Origin of the sequence: Pseudomonas sp. UYIF39, from assembly GCF_029963765.1 — a bacterium.
Classification (GTDB): Bacteria; Pseudomonadota; Gammaproteobacteria; order Pseudomonadales; family Pseudomonadaceae; genus Aquipseudomonas.
Map to the genome: position 1 here is coordinate 29,795 of NZ_JALBYU010000029.1, position 23,148 is coordinate 52,942.

General features: G+C 63.5%; 4 protein-coding genes. All 4 read left to right on the forward strand.

What is annotated here, in order from left to right; all coding sequences use genetic code 11:
* The 4 genes from MO767_RS26950 to MO767_RS26965 are packed head-to-tail and all read left to right on the forward strand — an operon-like array spanning position 1 to position 23,123.
* Positions 1-9,714, forward strand: coding sequence for a non-ribosomal peptide synthetase (locus MO767_RS26950; RefSeq protein ID WP_282483012.1), 9,714 nt, complete (start codon positions 1-3; stop codon positions 9,712-9,714).
* Positions 9,711-13,823, forward strand: a complete 4,113-nt coding sequence (locus MO767_RS26955; RefSeq protein ID WP_282483013.1) for an amino acid adenylation domain-containing protein — start codon at positions 9,711-9,713, stop codon at positions 13,821-13,823. Before MO767_RS26950 ends, MO767_RS26955 begins: the two co-directional genes overlap by 4 nt.
* Positions 13,823-22,930 (forward strand): non-ribosomal peptide synthetase, encoded by a 9,108-nt coding sequence (locus MO767_RS26960; RefSeq protein ID WP_282483014.1) that lies wholly within the window; start codon positions 13,823-13,825, stop codon positions 22,928-22,930. The genes MO767_RS26955 and MO767_RS26960 overlap by 1 nt, the downstream gene beginning before the upstream one ends.
* The gene (locus MO767_RS26965) at positions 22,923-23,123 is read left to right on the forward strand and encodes an MbtH family NRPS accessory protein (protein ID WP_219097530.1); all 201 of its coding nucleotides are present in this window, start codon (positions 22,923-22,925) and stop codon (positions 23,121-23,123) included. Before MO767_RS26960 ends, MO767_RS26965 begins: the two co-directional genes overlap by 8 nt.
* The last annotated feature ends 25 nt before the right edge of the window (positions 23,124-23,148 follow it).

The window sequence follows — 23,148 nt, forward strand, 5'->3', positions numbered from 1 at the left end:
ATGTTCGACAAATCTTCCTTGCGTGGGACGACCTCTGCGCAGCCCAACGCTTTACCCGAAAATCCATCCAGCCCTTCGACACTGACCGGACTGCTCCCCTACTGGCGCGACCGCTTGGCCGATGCCCCGGCGTTGCTGGAGTTGCCCACCGACCGGCCACGGCCGGCGGTGCAGGGCGATCAAACCGCTTCGCATCCGCTGAAACTGGATGCGCCGCTGACCCAAGGGCTCAAGGCGCTGAGCGCGCGTCACGGCAACTGCCTGTTCATGACGTTGCTCGCGGGTTGGGCCGTGGTGCTGGCGCGGTTGTCTGGACAGCACGAAGTGATGATCGGTGTGCGCACTGGAGATCTCGGCAACACGCTGCCACTGCGTCTGTCTCTAGCAGAGGCGCCCACCACGGGCCAACTGCTCGATCAGACCCGCGAGGTGCTGCTCGGCGCCGAGGAACATCAGGACCTGCCGTTCGAGCAATTGCTCGCGCAACTCAACCCCGAACAAAGTCCCGCTTACCATCCGCTGATCCAGGTGTTATTCGCCTGGGAGCATTCGCAGCCGCTGCCTGCAGGATTCGACCTGACGCTGGTGCTGGCCGAATCGGAAGGGCGCATCAGCGGCCACCTGCATTACGCCTCGGCGTTGTTCGACGCCGCGACCATCGAGCGTTTTGCCGGATACCTGAACACGGTTCTGCAGCAAATGATCGCGCAACCAGCTTGTTCGGTGATGGCGCTGGAAATGCTCGACGCCGCCGAACGCCAACAACTTCTGCACGACTGGAACAACGCAGTGCAGCCGTTCGACGCCAACCAATACGTACACGGTTTGTTCGAAGCCCAAGTCCAGCGCAACCCCGACGCCATCGCCGCACGATTGAACGATGAGGCGCTGAGCTACGCCGAACTGAACACCCGCGCCAACCGCCTGGCCCACCACTTGCGCAGCCTCGGTGTCGGCCCGGACGTGCGTGTCGGTTTGTGCCTGGAGCGCTCGCTGGACATGCTGGTCGGCGTACTGGCGGTGCTCAAGGCTGGCGGCGCTTATGTGCCGCTGGACCCTGCGTATCCGCCAGCGCGGCTGGCGCACATGCTCGCCGACAGTGCGCCCGTCGTGGTGCTCAGCCAAGGGCAAGACAAGCCCGCCCTTCAGCATTCGACCGTGCTGGACATCACCGACACCCGTCCATGGGCGTCGCAATCACCGGACAATCCCGATCCTCACTCCATCGGGCTAACGCCTCGGCATCTGGCCTACGTAATCTACACCTCGGGCTCCACCGGCACCCCGAAAGGCGTGATGGTCGAGCACCGTGGGCTGATCGCCGTCAGCGCCGCGTGGGAAAAACTCTACGCTTTGGGCGAACCCCTCAATCACCTGCAAATGGCCGGTTTTTCCTTCGACGTGTTCAGCGCCGACCTGATCCGTGCGCTGGGTTTTGGCGGCACCTTGGTGCTGTGCCCGCGTGAAACCTTGATGGACCCGCCAGCGCTGTATCGCCTGCTGAGCGAAACCGACATCGGTTTCGCCGACTTCGTGCCGGCGGTGCTCAACCCGTTGCTGGCCTGGGTCGAAGAAAGCGGCCACGACCTGTCGTTCATGCGCACCGTGGTCTGCGGCTCGGACATCTGGACCGCCCACAGCGCCCGGCAATTGCGCCGGCTGTGTGGCGATCGCGTGCAAATCGTCCAGGCCTATGGCGTCACCGAAGCGAGCATCGACAGCACCTGTTTTGAATTCAATGCCGACAGCGTGGCCGACGGCGTGTTGCCGATTGGGCGAGCGCTGGCCAACACGCGGATTTACCTGCTCGACGCTTTGGGCGCGCCGGTTCCCGTGGGTGTCGCAGGCGAGTTGCACATCGGTGGTGTCGGCGTTGCCCGGGGTTACCTGAACCTGCCACAACTGAGCGCTGAACGTTTTATCGACAGCCCATTCGTGGCGGGCGAGCGTCTGTATCGCAGCGGCGATCTGGCGCGCTATCGGGCGGACGGCAATCTGGAATTCCTCGGCCGCAACGACTTCCAGGCCAAGCTGCGTGGCTTGCGTCTGGAACTGGGCGAAATCGAGGCGCGTCTGGCGGACATCACCGGGGTCCGCGAAAGCCTGGTGCTGTTGCGCCAGGACACGCTCGGCGAATCGCGACTGGTCGCTTATTACTGCGAAAGCCAAGGCGCGGCACTCAACCCGCGCTCGCTGCGTGAGCAACTTCAAGTCAGCCTGCCGGATTACATGGTGCCCACGGCATACGTGCGTCTAGATTCGCTGCCGCTGACCGCCAACGGCAAACTGGATCGCACTGCATTGCCGATGCCGGAAGCCGAGGCCTTCGATCAGCGCGACTACCAGCCACCCCAAGGTCCGCTGGAAATCGGGCTCGCCAACATCTGGGCCGAAGTGCTCGGTGTCGAGCGGGTCGGGCGTCAGGATCAGTTCTTCGCGCTCGGCGGCCACTCGTTGCTGGTGATGCGCGTATTGGCTCAGGTTCGCCAGCAACTCGGTCTGGAAGTGGCCCCTTCGGCGCTGTTTGCCGCACCGGTGCTGGAACAGTTCGCCGAACGCCTGAAACTCAATCAGGACAAGGCTCGCGTGGCGATAGCGACTGTTGAACGGTCGGGCGCGCAAACGTTGTCGTCTGCCCAGCAGCGCCTGTGGTTTCTCGCACAAATGGAGGGTGGCAACGCGGCGTATCACATGCCGTTGAACCTGCGCTTGCGCGGTCCGTTGCAAATCGCAGCCCTGGAACGCGCCTTCAATCAACTGGTGGCGCGGCATGAAGCGCTGCGCACCACGTTCATCGCGGTTGAAGGGGAAGGGCGGCAACTGGTCGCGGCGCTCTGGCAGTTCATCAAGCTGTCGGTGGTTGACCTGCAAGGCCAACCCGAAGCGCGTCTTACGCAATTGATCGACGAAGAAGGCGCGAAACCCTTCGACCTGAGCCGTGGACCGCTGATGCGCGTCAGTCTGGTGCGGTTGTCGGAGGACGAGCATGTGTTGCTGCTGACCCAGCACCACATCATCTCCGATGGCTGGTCGATGGGCGTGCTCACCCGTGAACTCGGCCTGTTGTACGAAGCGGCCATTCAGGATCGCGACGATCCGTTGCCGCCACTGCCCGTGCAGTATGTGGATTACGCCGTATGGCAACGCCAGTGGCTGACCGGCGAGGTGCTGGCCGAGCAGAGCCGCTACTGGCGCGACACCCTCAGCGGCGCGCCGGTATTGCTGGAGCTGCCGGCCGATCACAAACGGCCGCTGGTGCAGGATTACCTCGGCGGTTTCGTGCCGCTGGTGTTCGACCCGGCATTGACCGCGCAGTTGAAAGCTTTGTGCATGCAACAGGGCACCACGCTGTTCATGACTTTGCTCGCGGCGTGGTCGCTGGTGCTGTCGCGCCTGTCCGGGCAAGCCGATGTGGTGATCGGCGTGCCGTCGGCCAACCGCACGCAGCAGGAACTGGAAGGGCTGATCGGTTTCTTCGTCAACACCCTGGCACTGCGCATGACCCGCTCGGGTTCGCCGTCAGTGGCGCAGTGGTTGCAACAGGCGCGCCGTGTGGCGCTGGGGGCCCAGGAACATCAGGACCTGCCGTTCGAGCAAGTCGTCGAATTGCTCAACCCGCCTCGCAGCCTGGCCCACAGTCCGCTGTTCCAGGTGTTGTTTGCCTGGGAGCAGGATCAGGATTCGGATCTGGTGTTGTCGGGGCTTGAGGTCAGCCCGATCGAGAGCAGCCATCACGTGGCCAAGTTTGATCTGCAACTGGCGCTGCACGAGCGTGACGGGCAGATTGTCGGCGGTCTGGAATACGCCTCGGGCCTGTTCGAACCGGCCACGGTGGCGCAATTCGGCGAGTATCTGCGCCGGGTGTTGACCCAGATGGTCGAGAACCCCGAGCAGCCGTTGAGCACGGTTGATTTGCTCAGCGAAGAACAGCATCAACAGATCGTCCACGACTGGAACCGCACCGAGCGCGACACCTCGGCCATGCCCGATTGCGTCTCGCGGTTTGAAGCCGTTGCCCGGCAAAAACCAGAGGCGGTGGCGTTGCTCGCGAATGACCGGCAACTGAGTTATGGCGCACTGAATCAGGCCGTCAATCGCCTTGCGCACTACCTGATCGAACAAGGCGTGCGTCCCGAGCACCGGGTCGGTCTGTGCCTGGAACGTTCGCCGGAAATGGTCATCGGTCTGCTGGCAATCCTCAAGGCCGGCGCGGCGTATGTGCCGTTCGACCCGGCGTACCCGAGCGAGCGTCTGGCCTTTATGTTCAGCGACGCGGCACCGACTTTGCTGCTGACTCAATCCGCATTGCGCGACGCTCTGCCCACGGACACAAACACCTGCTGTCTGGATACCGACGCGCAGCGTTGGGCGCACTGTCCGGACACCGATCCGCGAGTGGCCGTCAGCCCCGATAATCTGGGCTACGTGCTCTACACCTCAGGCTCCACCGGGCGCCCGAAAGGCGTGGCGCACAACCGCCGCGCCCTGGATAACCTGATCGCCTGGCAGCTTGATCAAGCGCAGGCACCGGGCCGGGTCTTGCAATTCGCTTCGCTGAATTTCGACGTGTCGTTCCAGGAAATCTGCAGCACCTTGTGTTCGGGCGGCAGCTTGTTGCTGATGACCGAAGACAGCCGCAAGGACCTCGCCGCGCTGCGTCCGACCCTGGTGGCCGAAGGCGTGCAGCGCGCATTCCTGCCGTTTGCCGTGCTGCAGCAACTCGCCGGACTGACCGAGGCCGACGCGCCGATGCCGGCCGGTGGCTGTGAAATCGTCACGGCGGGTGAAGCTCTGCAAATCAACGATGAACTGCGCGACTTTGTGCGAGGCCTCGGCGGCGTGCAGTTGCATAACCAGTACGGCCCGACCGAAACCCATGTGGTCAGCCAGTTCAGCCTCTCGTGCAGCGACGCCGAACACTGGCCGGACGCGCCACCGATCGGCCGACCGATCGCCAACGCGCGGCTGTATGTGCTCGACGTCGATATGAACCCGGTGCGGGTCGGCGTGGCAGGTGAGTTGTACATCGCCGGCGCGTGCCTGGCCCGGGGGTATCTGAATCGTCCGGACCTGACTGCCGAACGCTTCGTGCCGGACCCGTTCAGCGCCAAACCCGGCGCGCGCATGTACCGCAGCGGAGACCTGGCGAAGTTCCAGGCCGACGGCAACGTGCAGTACCTGGGGCGTATCGACCAACAGGTCAAGCTGCGCGGTTTCCGCATCGAACTCGGTGAGATCGACAGCTTGTTGCAACAGCATCCGGGCGTACAGGAGGCCGTGGTGTTGTTGCGCGAAGACGTGGCGGGGGACAAGCGTCTGGTGGCCTACGTGGTCGGCCCGGCGTCCAGCGAAACACTGCGCGCCGAACTGCAACGGCACTTGCCGGAGCACATGATTCCCTCCGCTTGGGTGTCAATGGCGCAGTTGCCGTTGACCCGCAACGGCAAGCTCGACCGTCAGGCATTGCCCGCGCCGGAACGCAACGCCGGGGCCACTTACGTGGCGCCGCGCAACCATACCGAACAGCAGATGACCGAGATCTGGGCCGAGGTGCTCAAGTGCGAGCGGGTCGGGATTCACGACAACTTTTTCGAACTCGGCGGCCACTCGCTGCTGGCGACCCGGATGATCTACGCGATCAACCAGCGCATGGGCGCGCAGTTGTCCTTGAGCAGTCTGTTCAAGACTCCGGTGCTGATGGATCTGGCGGCGCAAGTGCAGGCTGGGCGCAGCGATGACGCGCAAATCGTCCCGGCCTTCCTGGAGATCGAGGCAGATCGCGGCGCCCGGCATGCGCCGTTCCCCTTGACCGATATTCAACAAGCCTACTGGTTCGGTCGCGAAGCCACCGTCAGCCTCGGCGGGGTGAGTGCCCACGGCTACGAAGAACTGCGCATTCCTGACTTCGACGCCGCGCGTTTCGAGCAGGCGCTGAACCGCATGATCCAGCGCCACGACATGCTGCGCGTGGTGTTTCTCAGCGACGGCACGCAACAGGTATTGGAGCAGGTGCCGACCTACTGCATGCCCCGCAGCGATTTGCGCGGCGTGCCTGCCGAGGTCGCGCAACAGACCCTGCAAGCGACCCGCGAGCGCCAGTCCCACCAAGTGCTGGACGCCAGTTGCTGGCCGCTGTTCGAATTCAGCCTGTCGTTGCTCGATGACGACATCACCCATCTGCACATCAGCCTGGATGCGCTGATTGTCGATGCGGCGAGTACGCAGATTCTTGCCCGGGAGCTGATGGCGTTTTACGTCGATCCGAACCTGATCCTGCCCGAACCAGGCCTGACCTTCCGCGATTACGTGCTGGCCGAACATCAACTGCGCAGCGGCATTCGTTACGAGCAGGCGTTGAGCTACTGGCGCGAACGGGTCACCAGCCTGGCGCCGGCGCCGGACCTGCCGCTAGTGCGCCAACCGGAGAGCATCAGCAATCCGCACTTCACCCGCCGCGACCGCGACATGCCAGCGGCGCAGTGGGCGCAGCTCAAAGCCGTGGCCAAACAGTTTGCGGTCACGCCGTCGGTGATGCTCCTGACCGCGTTCAGCGAAGTGCTGGCGCTGTGGAGCCGACAGCCGCGATTCACCCTGAGCCTGCCGCTGTTCAATCGCTTGCCTTTGCACCCGGACGTCGATGAAATCATCGGTGACTTCACTTCCTTGGTGCTGCTGGAAGTCAGCATTGCCGGGGCTGCGAGTTTCACCGACAAGGCCCGGGCGGTGCAGGCGCAGTTGTGGCAAGACATCGATCACTCGGTGGTCAGCGGTGTGCGGGTACTTCGGGAATTGTCCCAGGCCCGTGGCGTGCAGCAGACGGCGATGCCGATTGTGTTCAACAGCACGTTGTCGGAAGCGGCGCCTGAGCTGGCGGAGTTCAACCTCGCGGACGCGTTGAACGCCAAGCATATGCACAGCATCACCCAGACCCCGCAAGTGTGGCTCGACCATACCTTGCTGGAGCTGGAAGGACGCTTGCTGTTCAACTGGGACAGCATCGATGAGCTGTTCCCGGAAGGCATGATCGAAGAAATGTTCGTCGCCTATAACGCATTGCTGGATCGTCTGCTGGAACCGGCGGCCTGGGAAGCGAACACGCCACAGTTGTTGCCGATGGCATGTTTGCCGGCACCCCTCGACACTCAAGAAGCGTTGCCGTTGATGCACGAGTTGTTTGAGCGTCAGGCGCTCATCACGCCGGACGCTGTGGCGGTGATCGCTGCGCAGCGGCAACTCACCTACGGGCAATTGCGCACGGAGGCACGGTCCCTGGGGGCGCGGCTTCAGGCCGAGGGTGTGGTGCCCAATCGGCTGGTCGCCGTGATGATGGAGCGCGGCTGGGAACAAGTGGTGGCGACCCTGGCGATTCTGTACGCCGGTGGCACTTACCTGCCGATTGACCCGACGCTGCCAGCGGAGCGGGTGCGGCACATTCTTGAGCGGGCCGAAGTCAGCCTGGTGCTGACCCAACCGGCGCTGCTCGGCGTGATCGAGTGGCCTGTGCAGGTCAGCGCCATCGCCGTGACCGATGACGTCATGGTCGAACACGCGCCGTTGCAACCGGTCAACGTTGCACCGACCGATCTGGCCTACGTGATCTACACCTCCGGTTCCACTGGCCAACCGAAAGGCGTGGTCATCGACCATCGCGGCGCGGTCAACACTTTGCTCGACATCAACCGACGCTTTGCCGTCGGCCCGGCGGATCGGGTGCTGGCGATTTCGTCGCTGAGTTTCGACCTCTCGGTGTATGACTTCTTCGGCACCCTGGCCGTCGGCGCGGCGGTGGTGGTGCTTGAGCCGCAACTGGCCCTCGATCCGGCGCACTGGCGGGACTTGATCGAGCGTCATCAGGTGAACCTGTGGAACTCGGTGCCGGCGTTGCTTGGCATGCTGCTTGAATACGTCGAGGGCGAGGGCGGCACGCTGCCGGCCAGTCTGCGGGTGGCGATGCTTTCCGGCGACTGGATTCCCCTGACCCTGCCGCAACGACTGTGGGCGTTGCAGCCGTCGGCGCAACTGTTCAGCCTCGGCGGCGCCACCGAAGCCTCGATCTGGTCGATCTGCTACCCGGTGCAACACGTCGACCCGGCGTGGCGCAGCATTCCTTACGGCAAGGCCCTCGATCACCAGCGTTTTTACGTGCTGGACGAAGCGCTGCAAGTGCGCCCGACCTGGGTTGCGGGGCAGTTGTATATCGGTGGCATCGGCCTGGCTCAGGGCTACTGGCGCGATGAAAAACTCAGCGCTGGCAGTTTCTTCCCGCACCCGCTGACCGGCGAACGCCTGTACCGCACCGGCGACCTCGGGCGTTTGCTCCCGGACGGCAACATTGAATTCCTCGGCCGCGAAGACAATCAGGTCAAGGTCCAGGGTTATCGCATCGAGTTGGGCGAGATCGAAGCCGCGCTCAATCGCCACCCCGGCGTACAAGGTGCCGTAGTGCAAATCCTCGGCAGCACGCTCGGCGAAAAACGCCTGGCCGGCTATGTGCTCAAGGCCGATCCGGCGTTGCAGGCCAGTGACTTCGCCCAGTACCTGGCGGACAAACTGCCGGCGTACATGGTGCCGTCGTCGTTCACCTTCGTGGACGCTTGGCCGTTGTCGTCCAACGGCAAGGTCGACAAAAAACGTCTGCCGGAGCCCTCGCAACAGCAAGAATCCGGCCCGGCGCTGGAAGTCGATGGCGCGCAGGAACAACGGCTGGTGGCGATTGTGCAAGGCGTGCTCAAGTGCGACGCCATCGCCGGCAACGCCAACCTGCTGAACCTCGGCGCGACGTCGATCGACATCGTGCGCATCAGTAATGCGTTGTCCAGCGAACTGCGTTTCCGTCCGCACGTGGCGCAACTGTTGGCGCAACCGACCTTGCTGCACCTGATAGGCATGTACCGCCAGAGCCTGGCGCGCCAGGAACTGGTGAGTAATGCGCAACAGCGTCCGAACAGTCCCGAGGAAGTCATCGAGGATCCGCAACAGCGCGTGCTGTTCAAGGCTGATCAGCGTGGGCGTCGGACCTTTGCCCAGGCGACGCCGAGTGTGGCGCTGACGTTGCCGCAATCCCCGGCATTCGCCCAGCGTTTCAGCGATTACCGCTCGGTGCGTCAATACGCCGCGCTACCGATTGAAACCCGCGCCTTTGCCGAACTATTGGCGGCACTTGCTCAGGGTCAACTCGACGGCGAGGTGAAATACCAGTTCCCGTCGGCCGGCGGTTTGTACCCGATCCAGGCGTACCTGTACGTCAAGCCGGACCGGGTGCTCGGCGTGCCCGGCGGCGCGTATTACTACGACCCGCGCGAGCACCGGTTGCTGGCCCTCGACAGTGGGGTGCTCGACCCGGACACCTATGACTATTTCGTCAATCGACCGGTATACGAAAACGCCGCGTTCTCGCTGTTTTTCATCGCCGACATGGCCGCGATCCGTCCGCTGTACGGCGAGCGCAGTCGCGACTTCTGCCACATCGAAACCGGCGCCATCGCGCAATTGCTGAGCATGACCGCCGTTGAACAAGGCCTGGGCCTGTGCGGCGTGGGCTCGATCGAGGAGGCGCAGTTGCCGACGCTGTTCGACCTCGGGCCGAGCCATCAATTGATCTACTCGATGGTCGGTGGCCTGCGTACCACGGATGAGCAACACCGCGCCCCAGTCGAGGCTTTTGCGCCCGACCAGCCCAGTGACTACAGCGACATGGAGGAATTTGAGGTATGAACGCCTATCAATTGCTGGAGCTGTTCGCGCGTCACGCCGTGGTCCTTGAAGTGGACGGCGACAAGCTACGCTGCAAGGCGCCTCGCGGGTTTCTGACAGAAGAGATGTTGCAAGCGCTCAAGCTGCACAAGCCTGAACTGATTGCGCTGCTTGGTGGCCATGACGCCGCTGCGATTCCTTCAAGGGCCGGCGGCGAAGCGCACTGGCCGCTGTCGTTTTCACAACGGCAACTGTGGTTTCTCGATCAACTGGAACCGGGCAACGCGTTCTACAACGTGCCCACGGCGGTGACCCTCAAGGGGGCGCTGGAAGTTCCGCTGCTGGAGCGGGCGCTGAACGAACTGATCCAGCGCCACGAAATCCTGCGCACGACGTTTTGCAGTGTAGATGGCGAACCGCGTCAAGTGGTCCATCCGGCGATGCCGCTCGCGCTGCATGTGACCGATCTACGCGACCTGCCAGCCGCCGAACGCGAGCAGCAGGTGCGAATGGCAGTTGATCACGACGCCCGCGCGCCATTCGATCTGGCCGCCGGCCCACTGTTCCGAGCTTCGTTGCTACGCCTGGCCGACGACGAATATCTATGGCTATACAGCGTGCACCACATCATCGCCGATGGCTGGTCGATGGGCGTGATCCTGCACGAAGTCGCCACCCTGTACGGCGAATACCTGCGCGGCGAACCGTCGAGCCTCGCGCCGTTGCCGGTGCAATACGCCGACTACGCCTGTTGGCAGCAGCAACGTCTCGGGGGGGATGCGTTAACCGCGCAACTCGATTACTGGCGGCGCACGCTGGCCGACGCGCCGGCACTTTCGACCATCCCCACCGACCGGCCTCGGCCACTGGTGCAGCGTTATGCCGGCGCCACGTTCAGCTCATCCCTCGACGGCAACACGCTGCGCGAACTCAATGGGCTGGCCCGGCAAACCCAGGGCACTTTGTTCAATGTGTTGATGGGTGCGCTGGCCGTGTTGCTGTGGCGGCATAGCGGTCAGCAGGATCTGTGTATCGGCACGCCATTCGCCAACCGCAGCAGCCCGGAAATCGAGCCGCTAATCGGGCACTTCGTCAACACGTTGGTGGTCCGCCAACACCTGGATCCGCAGCAAACCTTCGCCGAACTGCTGCGTGACGTGCGCGGGCAGACGCTCGACGTTCACGCCCAACAGGACGTGCCGTTCGATCGGGTGGTCGAGGCCGTCAACCCGCGGCGCGATACCGCTCATTCGCCGTTGTTCCAGGTCATGCTGGTGTTGCAGAACACTCCCGGTGGCAACCTGGAAATGCCCGGTTTGAGCCTGTCGCCCTACAGCACCAGCAGCGCCACGGCCAAGTTCGACCTGGCGTTTGAGTGGGTCGAACGGGAAGGGCGCCTGAACCTGTTGGTGGAATACAACACCGACCTGTTCGACGTGGCGAGCATTGAACGCCTGAGCGGGCATTACCGGCAGTTGCTCGAGCACATCGCCCAAGACCCCAAGCAGCCAATCGGCGCGTTATCGCTATTACCCGAGTCTGAGCGCGAACAAATCCTGGTGGAGTGGAACCGTGCCGCACCGCTGACGCAATCGGCCGATTGCGTGCATCGATTGTTCGAAGCCCAAGTCGCGCGCAACCCGCAAGCCTGTGCAGTGGCGTTCGAAGCGGAAACCCTGAGCTACCGGGAGTTGAATTCCCAGGCCAATCGACTGGCGCAGCACTTGCGCAGCCTCGGTGTCGGCCCGGACGTGCGGGTGGCGGTGTGTGTCGAGCGCTCACTGGAATTACCGGTGGCGTTGCTGGCGGTGCTCAAGGCCGGCGGTGCCTATGTGCCGCTGGACCCCAATTACCCGGTCGGGCGCCTGAGCCACATGCTGGGCGACAGCACGCCGGCGGTGCTGCTGACCCACGGGTCGGCGCTCGCGGTATTGCGCCAGGCGCAGCAGGGCGCAACCTGGGAAGCGCCGATCATCGACCTCAAGGCCGATGCCGCGCTTTGGGCCGGGCTGTCGCCGGACAACCCCGACCCGCGCAGTGTCGGTGTCACGCCCGATCACCTCGCCTATGTGATTTACACCTCGGGCACCACCGGGCTGCCCAAGGGCGCGATGGTTGCCCATCGTGGCCTGAGCAATCTGCTGTTGTGGTGCTCCCAGGTCTGCGGCGAAACCGGGGTGATGCTGCACAAGATTCCCTTCGGTTTCGACGCCTCGGCCTGGGAAACCTTCTGGCCGCTGACCACGGGCGGGCGTCTGGTTGTCGCGCGTCCCGGTGGTCATCTGGAGCCGGGTTATATGGCGAAAGTTGTGCGCGAGCAGCGGGTCACGACGCTGGTGTTTGTGCCGGCGATGCTGCAACTGTTTCTTGAGGTCGATGAGGTCAGCCTGTGCACCGAGCTGACCGACGTCTTCAGCGGCGGCGGTGAGCTGTCGCCGGCCCTGGCCCGGCGCTTTCAGGAACGACTGCCGCATGCCCGTTTGCACAATGTTTACGGACCGACTGAAACCACGGTGATCAACAGCGTCTGGACCCTGGAGCCCGGCGCCGAAGTGCCGGCCCTGAAAGTGCCGATTGGCCGGCCGATCGCCAACAACCGTTTCTACGTGCTGGACGAGCGCGATGCGCCGGTGCCGGTGGGCGTGACCGGGCAATTGCACATCGGTGGCGTCGGTGTTGCGCGTGGTTATCTGGGACTGGCGCAACTTACGGCTGAGCGTTTTATCGATAACCCGTTCGTGCCGGGTGACCGGCTCTATCGCAGCGGCGATCTGGCGCGTTATCGCCCGGATGGCCAGCTGGAATTCCTCGGTCGCAACGACTTCCAGGTCAAGTTGCGCGGCGTACGCCTGGAACTGGGCGAGATTGAAGCGCGGCTGGAAGCCTTCGCCGACATCCGCGCCGCCGTGGTGCTGATGGTCGGCGACACGGCGCAGAACCAACGGCTGGTGGCCTGTTGTGCGGTGATGGAAACCCCAGATGAGGCGACGGTGCACGCGCACTTGGCGGCCACGTTGCCGAGTGCGGTATTGCCGAGCGCCTATCTGTGGCTCGACACACTGCCGCTGACCGCCAATGGCAAAGTCGATCGCGTGGCCCTGACAACCTTGGCCGATCAAGACCTGGCCAATCGTCAGGTCAACCTCAGCAGCCCACGGGACCACATCGAACTGACCCTGTACCAAATCTGGAAAGGTTTGTTGCTGGCGACCCAGATCGGCATTCGCGACAACTTTTTCAATGTTGGCGGGACGTCCATTGCGGCGATCAAAATGGCCCACCAGATCGGCCAGGCGTTCGCCGTCGAAGTGCCGGTGCGCGTGGTGCTCGGCTACCCGACCATCGAAGCCCTGGGCGGCTGGTTGCGCGCCGGGGCCAGTCCGGCGGCGGTGCAGAGCAACCTGATCGAATTCCGTCGCGGTGCAGGCCAGCGCAATGTGGTGTGCATTCACCCGGCGGGCGGCACTGCGTTTTGTTACTTGTCCCTGGCCAAAGTGCTGCCGGAAGAGGTCGGTGTCTACGGCGTGCAATCTCCGGGATTGAACCCGGGGGAGGCTACCGAGCCGACGGTCGAAGCCATGGCCGAGGCCTATTTACGTCTGATCGAACCCTTGGCGACGCAACCGCTGGTGCTCACTGGGCTGTCCTTCGGTGGTCTGGTCGCTTATGAGATGGCCCGGCGCCTGACAGCAGCCGGAAATCGCCAAGTGACCGTGGTATTGCTCGATACACAAGGCTCGGATGATCCGGGTTTCCGGCAACAGATCGGCACCGTCGATATGGCCGAGTTCCGCGACAAACTGGTGCGCTTCAACGGCATGTACCCCGGCATCGAAGACGCGCAGGTCGAGCGTTATTTCCTCCTCTACAACCACAACCGTCTGGCCATGGCCGGCTACGAATGCGCGCCGCGCGCCGGTCGCGTGGTGCTGATCCAGGCCCGGGAAGGTTTCAGTCGCCAGCAGTTGCATGAGCTGCGCGGCTTCTGGCGTCGGCGTGCCGGCGACGGCTATCTGGCGAAACTGGTGAACGGCGGTCACTGGGACATGCTCGAAACCGCTGAAGTGCACCGGGTCTCGCAGACCCTCAAGCAGGAGCTGCAAAGCTTCGACGCGCAGGAGGCGAAATGATGAATTCGCAGAAACCACAGATGCTCACAGTGCTCGCTCAATTTGCCGGGCAAGTGCGCCGCGATCCCCAAGCCCTGGCGGTGATCGACCAGCACGTACGGCTGACCTACGCCGAACTGGCCAGCGCCAGCGAGCGCATTGCCCGTGGTTTACAGGCGCGTGGCGTGCAACCGGGGCAATCCCTTGCGCTGTGCCTACCGCGTTCTTGGCAATGGCTCGCGGCGATACTCGGCGCATTGAAAGTCGGCGCCGTGGTGGTGCCGCTGGACCGTGCCAGCCCGACCAAGCGCCGGGACTTGATGCTCGCCGATGCCGCGTGCGTGGGGCTGATTACCCTGGATGAGGAATGGACCCCGACACCCTCGCTTTGGCAGACGAGCGTCGAGGCGCTGCTGGACCACCCGGACCATCCGCCGCAACCGTTGGCTGACACTTTCTCCGACGTGAGTTTCCTGTTCTACACCTCGGGCACCACCGGCAAACCGAAAGCGGTGGAGGTCGGCGAACGGGGCCTGCTGCGCCTGACCCAAACCGAGGGCTATATCGAGATTCGTCCAGCGGACCGTTTTGCCTGCCTGTCGAATCCGGCCTTCGATGCGTGCTGTTTCGAACTGTGGGCGCCGCTGCTCAATGGCGGTTGCTGCGTGATCATCGCCGATCACGACGTGCTGGATGCGCAACGTCTGGCCCGGGTGTTGGAAGAGCAGCGGGTCGATAACCTGTTCATGACCGTTTCTCTGTTCAACACCTTGAGCGCGGAGTTTCCTTCGTGCTTCGCCAGCCTGCGTCAGGTGCTGATCGGTGGCGAGCAAATCAGCGCGGTTGCCGTGCGCGCCTGGTATCGGGCGAATCCTGACAGTGATTGCCAGATCTTCAACGTCTACGGCCCCACCGAATGCACCACGTTTGCGGTGTGTTTCCCGATTACGCGGGACTTCAACGGCCTCGCGGTACCGATTGGTCGGCCATTGCCGGACACTGGCGTGCAAGTGCTGGATGAGCAACAACGGCCGGTGGCGGTTGGTGAAGTCGGCGAGTTGTACCTGAGTGGCAGCGGTGTCGCCCGTGGCTATCGCAACAGAGCCGAGGACACTGCCCGCAGCTTTGTACGCCTGGCCGAACTCGACGGAGGCGCCCAGGTGCATTACCGAACCGGTGATCGGGTGCGGGTCAATGCCGAAGGGCTGGTCGAGTACATCGGCCGGGTTGATCGGCAGGTAAAAGTACGCGGTTTTCGCATCGAACCGGGCGAGGTGGAGTTGCAGATTCTGGAGCACCCGCAAGTGGCGCAGGCGTATGTCTGCACCCGGCGTCAGGCTGCCGAAGATCATCAGTTGCTGGCGTTTATCGTGCCGCGCGACGGTTTGGACTACGTAGAATTCGACGCCCATTTGCGGGCGAGACTGGCGTCGTACATGCGTCCGCACCGTTTGTTTTTGCTGGAACGCCTGCCCCTGACGGCCAATGGAAAAATCGACCGCGACGCCTTGCTGGCACAGCCGTTGACGCCGTGGCGGCCTGCGGTCGAGGCGAGTGATGGCGATGCTTCGCCGGCCCTCAATTGGCTGCTGGAGCAAGTTCGAACTTTGCTTGGCCAACCGACATTGGGCGCGCACGACGACTGGCTCGGCAGTGGCGGCGATTCGCTCAAAGCTATGCGCCTGCGTTCGGCGATTCGCTCGCACTGGCAGCGCGAAATTGCCATCGCTACGCTGTTGAGCGAGCCGTTCGTGGCACTGGCTGAACAGCTAAGCGGCGAGCAGCTCAACGCGCCAGTCTATCCTCCCGCGCCGCCCATCAGCCGCGCACGCCGACTGCCGGCCACCGCGGAGCAACGCCGCTTGTGGTTGATGCAACAACGCACACCTGCTTCGACGGCCTATAACGTGCCGCTGATTCTGCATCTAGCTGCCGGTGTCGATGTATCGGCGCTGGCGCAGGCCGTGGGGCAACTGGCGGCGCGTCATCCGGCATTGCGCACGGCATTCGTGTCTGGCGCCGATGGCCTCGACCAAGTATTCGCCGAGCAAGGTCCGGTTTGTCGCAGCTTCGAGCCGGGGCATTTCAATGAAGACACCTGGCAAGCCTTCGCCGCGCTGGTATTTGGTACGCCGTTCGATCTGGCCACACCGACGCTGTTCCAGGCCTGGGTGTTGCCGTTCGCCGATGGCAGTTGCCGGTTGCTGCTGAATCTGCACCACATCATCGTCGATGGCTGGTCGATGAACCTGTTGTTCGACGACCTGACGCAGCTATATGAAAACGCCGTGCACGGGCACATCAGTGCCGAACCGGCGCCACAGCTGACCACGCTGGAGTTTGGCCTGTGGCAGGGTCAATGGAGCGTCGACGCGCATTATCGCGGCCAGCGTCGGGCCCTGGCGCAATTGCACCGCCAGCAGGAAGCTCCGTCACCCTCGCTGCTGCCGATGGGTGCCGTCAGCCCGGACGCCAGGCTCTATCGCCAGCCATTGGGTGACCAGCGTAGCGCCGCTCTTGAGCGTTTTTGCAGCCAACAACGCTTGACTCGTTTTGAAGTGCTGTTCAGTGTCTTCGCCTGGAGCCTGTACGCCCTGACCGGGTGTGAACGGCCAAGGATCGCCAGCCCGGTTTCGAACCGGCCGTTGGCGGAATTCGAAGCGACGTTGGGCATGTTTGCCAACACCGTGCTGATCCCGACCGCTGTCGACAATGCACTGGCGCTGGACGAGCAATTGCGTCGCCAGACCGCCACCGTGCGCGAGGTGCTGGCGTTGCAGGACGTCGCGTTGGCGGATGTGGTGGAAGACCTGCGGTTGTCGTCGGGCACGGCGTTGTTCGATTTTATGTTCGTGCTGGAAAACACCGATTACGCCGCGCTGGCGGGCTCCAATTTGCACGCGACGCTGGAGTTCAGCGAGCTGTTACAGGCCAAATGCCCGCTGACCTTGCTTGTCGTGGGGGCTGAATGCTGGTGGGAATATCAGTGCAGCTACTTCGATGAAGCGCAGATGCACGCGGTGAATGACCTGTTCTGCCGTGGCCTCGACCTGTTGCTGGAATCCCCGGCAGCGACCCTCGACGATCTGCTCAGTCCTTATCGCCGTCACCTGCCGGTGGCCAGCGAAGGCGCCAACGGTACGCCGCCGTTCAACACCTTGGCCGACTGGCTCGAGCATCAGGTGCTTTGCACTCCGGACGCCACCGCATTGGTTGCCGGCCAGCAGCGCGTGAGCTATGCCGAACTGAATGGGTTGGCCGACACCTTGGCGGCGACCTTGATCGAGCGTCATCCGCTGCCGACTCAGGACAACACGCCGCTGCATGTGGTGTTGTTTCTCGAAGCCTCGGTCGAGCACATCGTTGCCTTGCTGGCCCTGGCCAAACTCAACCTGACCGCCGTGCCGCTCGATCCCGGTTATCCACTGGCCGTACAGCGTCAGGTGCTGGAGCAGGCGAATCCGCATTGCCTGTTGTTCAGCTCCGCGACCGAGGCGGCGCTGGAAAACCTCGCTGCCACGCGTTTTGCTCGGCATCGGGTGGACCTGAGCGACCAAGCCCAAGCGTTCGAACGTCCGCGTCATGCCGGTGAACGCGCGTTGTACACGCTGTTTACCTCCGGCTCCACTGGCACGCCCAAGGGTGTGCAAGTGCCGGATCGGACCCTGTGCAACCTGTTGCAATGGCAGCGCGCCGAAGGCCAGTTGCCGGCGAAATCGGTGACCTTGCAGTTTTCCATGTTGTCGTTCGATGTGTCATTTCAGGAGATCTTCGGCACCTTGTGTGGCGGTGGCACCTATCACCTGATCACGCCGCGCTGGCGCCAGGATGCCCAGGCGTTGTTGGCGTATCTGGTTGAAGCGCGGATCGAACGCCTGTTCCTGCCGTGCGTGGCGTTGCAGCACCTGGCGCAAACCGCCGTCGCCCAAGGCGTGTACCCGCCGGCACTGCGCGAAGTGGTCACGGCGGGGGAGCAACTGCTGTGCACCGACGCGCTGAAAACCTGGTTCGGCGGTTTGCCGCTGGCGACGCTGTTCAATCACTACGGCCCCACGGAGACCCACGTGGTCAGCGCGTATCGCTTGCCGCCGACCGCCCGTGACTGGCCGCTGCGGGCACCGATTGGCCACGCCGTCAGCAATGCCCGATTGTTGTTGGTGGACGCGCACGACCGCCCGGTGCCGAACGGCAGCCGTGGCTACCTGCTGGTGGCCGGGCCGATGATTTCCCGCTGCTACCTCGCCGATCCGGCGCTGAACACGGCGCGGTTTATCGAACTGCCGCAAGCTGAAGGTGACACTCGACTGTTTTATCGCACCGGCGATCTGGCCTGGTCTGACCCTGACGGTTGCCTGCATTATTTGGGGCGTGACGACCAGCAGATCAAACTCAGCGGTCATCGCCTGGAACTGGGGCAGATCGAAGCGGCGCTGATGCAGGTGCCGCAAGTGATCAACGCGGTGGTGACGGTCCAGGCCGATCCGCCGAGCCTGATCGCGTACCTGCAACTGGATGGCGAACCGGCGACGGCACAGACGCTGGATCGTCAGGTCGCCCGGCAACTGCCGGCCCACGTACGCATCGACGAATACCGACGGATTGACGCCTGGCCGCGTACGCCCAGTGGCAAAATCGACCGCAAGGCCTTGAGCGGTTTGGGCGAGGCGTTGGAGCGGCGTCGTTCGACAACTCTGGCCACTGCGTTGAGCCCGCTGGAGCAGCAACTGAGCGAGTTGTTCAACGCTGTGATCGGCCGGGAAATCGAGCCCGATCAAACCTTCTTCGAAGCTGGCGCCACCAGCCTCGGCCTGATGCGCCTGCACGCCCGCTACAACCAGGAATTGCCGCACACAGTGGCGATGGCCGACCTGTTCGAGCAGGTGACAGTGCGACGGCTCGCGGCGCATTTGTCCAGCGCGCCATCGGCCCCGTTTGAGCGTGTTCGCCAAGCGGATCTCGGCCAGCAGCCGATGGCAATCATCGGCATGGCGGTCAATGTCGCCGGAGCGCAAAACCTCGATGAGTTCTGGGCGATGGTGCAGGGCGGCGAGTTGGGTATCGAGCATTTCGAGGCGGCTGAAGGGCGCGTCGGTGCCCGCAGTCAACTCGCTGGAATGCTCGATTTCGACCCCGAATATTTCGGCATCAGTCGTCAGGAAGCGCGCCTGATGGACCCGCAACAGCGGCATTTGTTGATGGCCTGTGTGCAGGCGTTGCAACACGCGGCGATCACGCCGTCCGCCGAAGGTCCGCGCATCGGCCTGATCGCCAGTTGTGGCGAAACCACTTACTTCCAGCAGATGTTGCGCGAGACCGCCGACGGTGATTTGCCGGACGGTTTCCAGATGGCGCTGCACCACGACAAGGATTTCCTGGCGACCAAAGCCGCCTACCACCTTAACCTCACCGGCCCGGCCATGAGCGTGCAGGCAGCGTGCGGCAGTTCGCTGATTGGCGTGCACCTGGCCAGTGCGATGCTGCGCCAGGGTGACAGTGATGTGATGCTGGCGGCCGGTGTGCTGATCGACCCGACTCTGACCGAGGGTTATCGCCATCGCTCGCAGCACATCTTTTCCAGTGATGGCCTGTGCCGGCCGTTCAGCGATGACGCCAGCGGCACTATCGGCGCCAGTGGTTATGGCGTGGTGGTGCTCAAACCCCTGGCCCGGGCCCGCGCCGATGGCGACCGGATTTATGCGCTGGTCGAAGCCTCGGCGCTGAACAACGATGGCCGCGACAAGATGAGTTACACCGCACCGTCGGCGGCCGGGCAGAGCGCGGTGATCCGCGAAGCGTTGGCCAAGGCCGGGTTGACCGGCGCCGACATTGGCTACATCGAAGCCCACGGCACTGGCACTTTACTCGGTGACCCGATCGAGGTCGCGGCGTTGAGCAAGGCCTTCGGCGATGCCCCGGCCGGCAACTGCGCCCTGGCGTCGGTGAAAAGCCAGATCGGCCATTTGGGCGCGGCGGCCGGGGTGGTCGGGCTGATTCGTGCGAGCCTCGCGGTGTTCCATGGCGTGGTGCCGCCGAACCTCGGTTTTGGCCGGATTAATCCGCAAATCGACCTCGCGAATTCGCCGTTTTACATACCGACCACGTCGCGGCCATGGCCAGAAGGTCGGCGGCGTTTGGCGGGGGTCAGCAGTTTTGGCATTGGTGGGACTAATGCGCATGTGATTGTCGGTGCGGCGCAGCAGGATGAAGTGTTGGCTGAGGACGTGTTGCCGTGTCTGATGATCTCGGCCCACAGCCGTTCGGCGTTGCTGCGCGATGTGGCGGCGATTCAAGGGTATTTGAACGCTTTCCCAAAGCGTCACGATGCGCTGCTGAGTCACCTGCAATCCGGTCGTCGTCAATTGCGCTGGCGCTTGGCGATGGTGTATCGGCCGGGGGAGGTGTTGCACACTTCGTCGATCAAGGAAGTGAGCGTGTCGGGCGTGCGATTGAAAGCCGATGGGCATTCAACCGAGGCACTGATAGACGCGTGGTATGACGGTGCAACCATCGACTGGCTGCAGCGCTCGGCGCCACCACCGTGGGATCTGCCGCCGTCGTCTTTCGATCTGGAGACCTTCCGGTTCCAGACTGTCGCTGTGGCTGAGCCTGAAAGCGCAATGCTCATTGAGCGACAACCCTTGGCCGACTGGTTCTACCAACGGCAGTGGGTGCGCGTGCGGCGCTTGAACACGGTTGCGATTACCGAACGGCGTGAAGCGCTGATCATCTGCAGCAACGATGCACCCGACGCGACGTTGCTGGAAGGCCTGAATGGCGTTTATCAGCGGGTGATTCAGGTGCGCGCCGGCAATGGCTTCAAGCAACTCGGCCCGGATCGTTTCGAGCTAGATCCGCTGGACGTCCCGGCCCTGAGCCGCTTGGTCGACGAAGTGATTGGGGGCGCCTTGGGCGAGCTGGATTGGCTGCATGCCTTGCCGCTGTCGGTGACAGGCCCGGTGAATGAGCAAAGCCTCGCGGCAGCGCAGTGGGCCGGTCTGGACACGATCAGCGCCTTGATGCAGGCCTGGGGAGAAACCCCACGGACGACGAGGTTGAGGCTGTGGCTGATGTCGTGGCAGGCGTGTTCGGTGGACGGTGAAGTGGCGCGCCCTGAACTGGCAGCGCTGGCCGGCATCACCGAAGTGGTGCCTCAGGAATACCCGGTGCAGTGTCACTGGCTGGATTGGCCGACGTCCCGATTGGCTGCACAGGAACTCGCGACGTTGCTGGCTGACCCGGCGGTATTGCCACGGCGCATGGCGGTTCGCGACGGTTACCTGTGGCAGCCACGATTGCTTGCCAGCCCATTGCCGGCCACGGATTCACTGTCGAACAGGTTGCCCATGGACGGCACGTTCCTGGTGCTGGGCGGCACGGGCGGTATCGGTCGCACGCTGGCCGAACACCTGTTGCAGGCGCCGCAACGGCGGGTGGTCGTGCTCTCGCGTAGCGGTGAATTGCCGACGGCGTTGGCGGCGTATGGTGCGCGGGTGGATTGCGTGCAGGCCGACATCGCCGACCTGGCCAACTGGCCCAACGTGCTCGACCGACTGTCCCGGCGTTACCCGCGTTTTGCCGGGGTGATCCACGCCGCCGGTGTCGGTGCGGGCAGCCTGATTCGCCAGCGTGACGCCCGCCAATTGGGCGAGGCGATGGCGGCCAAAACTCGTGGCATGCTCGCGGTCGAGGCCTTGATCGCCGAAATGAAACCGGGATTCGTGCTGTATTGCTCGTCGATGTCGGCGTTGTTCGGAGGCGCCGGGCATCTGGATTACTGCGCCGCCAGCGCGGTGCTCGACGGCTTCACCCATTACCGCCCGGACGCCACCCGCGATTGCGTGCGCCTGGGCATCAACTGGGACATCTGGCGCGACATCGGCATGGGCACCACCAGCGGGGCTGGCGATGCCGTGCATCAGCAACACCTCACGGTCGGTTTGTCGGCGCAAGAGGGCTGTCGGGTGTTCGACCTGGCCATGGCGGCCCAACTGCCGCAACTGCTGATCTCGACCACAGGAATCGACAGCGCACGGCGTTTTTATCCAGTGCGCCATGGTGCTGTGACTGCGCCGGTCAATGTGCCTGAAGTGTTGGATCTGCATCGTCATCTGCACGACTGTGTGTGCAAATGGCTGGGCGTGACCACCCTCGAAGACGACGATTCGCTGTACGAACTGGGGGCGGATTCCCTGACGTTGCTGGACCTGATCGATGAACTGCAAGCGGCGACGGGCGAAGTGTTCCAGCTCTCGCAATTCAGTCACAAGGTCAGCCTGCAAGAGATCCTGGCACTGGTGGATGCGGCGGCGATCTGTATGGCGACCACTGCGCCAGACACCTGGGCCGATGCAGTGCAGATTGATCAATGGCACGCGGGGGCCGGCCGTGAGTGGCTGTACCTGATTCACCCGGTGGGCGGCGATGTGCAGGCTTATCGGGAACTGGTGTCGGCGCTGCATCCTGATTTGGGCGTGTGTGTAATTGCCGATCCGGCGTTGCGCTTGCCGGATTTGCCGAACATCAGCCTCGCCGAACGCGCCGCGCTTTATCTGAAAGCGCTGCAGGCCCGGGAGCCGAACGGCGGCGCTTGGCGTCTGGCCGGTTGGTCGTTCGGCGCCTGGGTCGCGCAGTCGATGTGCAGCTTGGCGCAGACGTCGGGAGTCAGGCAACCGCTGCTGTACCTGATCGACCCGCCTGCGCCCGATGCCGGAGCGGAACTGGCGAGCATTGATGATCAGGCGATCGAACAGGTGTTCCAGCTCGAGTTTGCCCAGCGTTGGCCAGACGCTGTCGGTCGGGCCTTTCCGGAAGAGCGGCAGGTCTATTTGCAGCGCCTGACCCGTTGCTGCAACCACAACATTGCGAGCATGGCGGCGTTTCAGCCACCCGCGTTGCCGACCACGTCCGTGCGTCTGTTCATCGCGGCACAGGCCAATCCCTATGGCGTGGGCACTGCGCGGAACACCGAAGACCTGAAACACACCTGGCAGGGTTTGCTCCCTCGGTTGCTAAGCTGGCAACGGCTGGACACCGATCACTACGGCATCGTGGCCGGCCAGTGGGCGCGGGTGCTCGCCGACATCATCAGCACCGATTCGCAACCCGAGGAGGGCGAACAGCATGAGTGAAACCAACCCGCAATTCGAGGTGGTCCGCAACGAGGAAGGGCAGTACGCCTTGTGGCCGGCGGGCAAGCCGATGGCCAGCGGCTGGACTGAAGCGGGGCAGCGCGGCGAGCGCCAGGTTTGCCTGGATTACATCGCGGAACACTGGACTGATATGCGGCCACGGTCGCTTAAGGATCTGCCAGTTCAAGATTGAACACAGCACCCCCATTGTGGGAGCG

What these genes read in the sequence shown, in the direction of transcription:
- MO767_RS26965 (WP_219097530.1), top strand. Translation starts at nt 22,923, where the DNA reads ATGAGTGAAACCAACCCGCAATTCGAGGTGGTCCGCAACGAGGAAGGG.
- MO767_RS26960 (WP_282483014.1), top strand. Translation starts at nt 13,823, where the DNA reads ATGAATTCGCAGAAACCACAGATGCTCACAGTGCTCGCTCAATTTGCC.
- MO767_RS26950 (WP_282483012.1), top strand. Translation starts at nt 1, where the DNA reads ATGTTCGACAAATCTTCCTTGCGTGGGACGACCTCTGCGCAGCCCAAC.
- MO767_RS26955 (WP_282483013.1), top strand. Translation starts at nt 9,711, where the DNA reads ATGAACGCCTATCAATTGCTGGAGCTGTTCGCGCGTCACGCCGTGGTC.